The organism is Corallococcus llansteffanensis, assembly GCF_003612055.1.
GTDB classification, from domain to species: Bacteria; Myxococcota; Myxococcia; order Myxococcales; family Myxococcaceae; genus Corallococcus; species Corallococcus llansteffanensis.
In genome coordinates this window covers 1-1,942 of the sequence record NZ_RAWB01000950.1, presented here as the reverse complement: position 1 = coordinate 1,942, position 1,942 = coordinate 1, and the positions used below count along the sequence as shown (strand labels likewise).

General features: G+C 72.7%; 1 protein-coding gene. It reads right to left on the bottom strand.

All coding sequences use genetic code 11. From position 1 onward, the window contains the following. Window positions 1-403: 403 nt before the first annotated feature. On the bottom strand, window positions 404-1,696 hold the full coding sequence (locus D7V93_RS42380) for a serine/threonine-protein kinase (protein WP_208723340.1): 1,293 nt from the start codon (window positions 1,694-1,696) through the stop codon (window positions 404-406). Between the last annotated feature and the right edge of the window lie 246 nt (window positions 1,697-1,942).

Here is a 1,942-nt window from a genome sequence, read left to right as displayed (position 1 = left end):
GGGGAGGAGGGCGCGGAGCCCTGGCCCTCGCGGGAGGAGGGGTTCGTGTCGGAGCGCCCGTAGAAGTCCTCGGCGGGCTGAGGGGGAGCTGAGCGCTTGTCGTTGTCGGCCATGATGTATTCCTCCGTCCGACTGAGGGTCGTAACGGTCCCCGTGTCCGGCAACCTGCTTCGGGGGCGACCACGGGGAGGCTGGAGGGCAGGCGACCAGGCATCGTGGCCCTCCCGTGCGTGGCGTCAGGGCGACACGAGGAGGAGGCCCCCGGCGAGCGCGGATGCTCTTCCTGGAGGGGTCTCCCAGGCACGGCCTGGGTGCCAGGGATTGGAGGGGCGGAGCCCGCGCCATCGTCTGGATCGACAGGTCAGGGAGGGGCCCTTGAAACACTTGCAGGTGTGTCGCGGCTTCACACCGGTTCGTGACCGTCGTCGTCCAGGTCGTCCTCCTCCAGGCTCTCCTCATCCGGGCCGGCCAGCTCGTCCAACCCCGCCACGTCCACGGGCAGGGGCTCGTCGTGCACGCTGGGCGTCACGTCATCGCCCCCGAGGAAGGGCGGCGGGAGGACAGGTTCGGACGCTATCGCGGCCTCGTCGGAGGTCAGCTCCGCCGGGTGCAGCCCTCCCTCCAGCAGCTCCGCTTGGTTGCGCCGGCCGGTGGCCTCCCGGGCCGCCTCCGCCACCTCCTCCGCGGCGGCCTGGCGCCCGTAGCCGGGGGCGTGCTCACGCAGCCACTCACGCAGGACCGCGGCCAGCTCCGCCGCCGTGCTGAAGCGCTCGTCCGGGGACTGGCGCAGCGCGCGGACCACCACCGCCCGCAGGCCCTCCGGCACGTCGCGCGCCAGGTCCTCCACCTCCCGGGTGCCCACCAGCGCCATCCGCGCCGCCACCTCCGTCAAGGGCATCCACGTGGGCCCCTGCGCCTGCACCTGCGGCAGGTCCGGCGGCGGCGGGGGCGCCGCGTCCCCCAGCGTCAGCGGGTGCGTGCCCGTCAGCACCTCCAGGAGCACCAGCCCCAGGCTGAACAGGTCGCTCCGGGCGTCCAGCGGCTCGCGCCGGAGCGCCTCCGGGGACGCGTATGCCACGTCCCCCTTCACCAGCGGCCGGCTGGTGATCTCCCGGCCCGGCAGCGTGGAGAAGGCGGCCGTGAAGTTCGTGAGCTTCACCTCGCCGTGCACGCCCAGCCGCAGGTTCCGGGGGCTGACGTCGCGGTGGACGATGCCGAGCGGCCGGTTCCACTCGTCGCGCAGCGTGTGCGCGTGGTGCAGGGCTTCCGCCACCTCGGAGACGACCCACGCGGCGAAGGCCGGGGACATGGGCTTGCGGCGCATGGCCACCAGGTTGAGCACCGTGTCCAGCGACCGCCCCTCCACGTACTCCATCACCACGTGCGGCACGCCCCGGTACGCCTTCAGGTGGTAGACCTTCGCGATGCCGGGGTGGTTGAGCCGGAACGTCAGCTCCACCTCCTCCACCAGCCGCCTGCGCTCCACGAAGCCGGACGGGTTGCGCAGCCGCTTGATGACCACCGGGCCGCCCAGCCCTCCCCGGTAGCGCCTGCGCGCCAGCATCAACAGCTCCCCCGTGGCGCGCACCTCCAGCTTGCGCACGAACTCGAAGGCCGTGCCTCCCACCGTGAACAGCACGCGCGGCCGGCGCGGCACGCCGGGAATCTCCTCCGTCGTCGTATCGGGCGTCTTCATGTCCTGCCTTTCAACCCTGGGGGTCGAGCGGGAATCGCTCAACCCCGCAGGTAGCACAAACCCTGTTGTTGGGAAAACCTCCAGGGTTGTTCAGGAAGCGGAAGACCCTGGGGGTTCAGTCGTCCTGGCGCAATCCCAGACGCCGCGCCCACCGCGCCCACAGGCGCCGCCACGCGAGCCGCCGGGCCACGAGCCAGGGCATCGGCGGAGGCCTGGGCGCGGCCAGCCCCAGCGAGGGGCCGGGAG

Coding starts and splice junctions, on each gene's coding strand:
- D7V93_RS42380 (WP_208723340.1), bottom strand. CDS start 1,696: ATGAAGACGCCCGATACGACGACGGAGGAGATTCCCGGCGTGCCGCGC.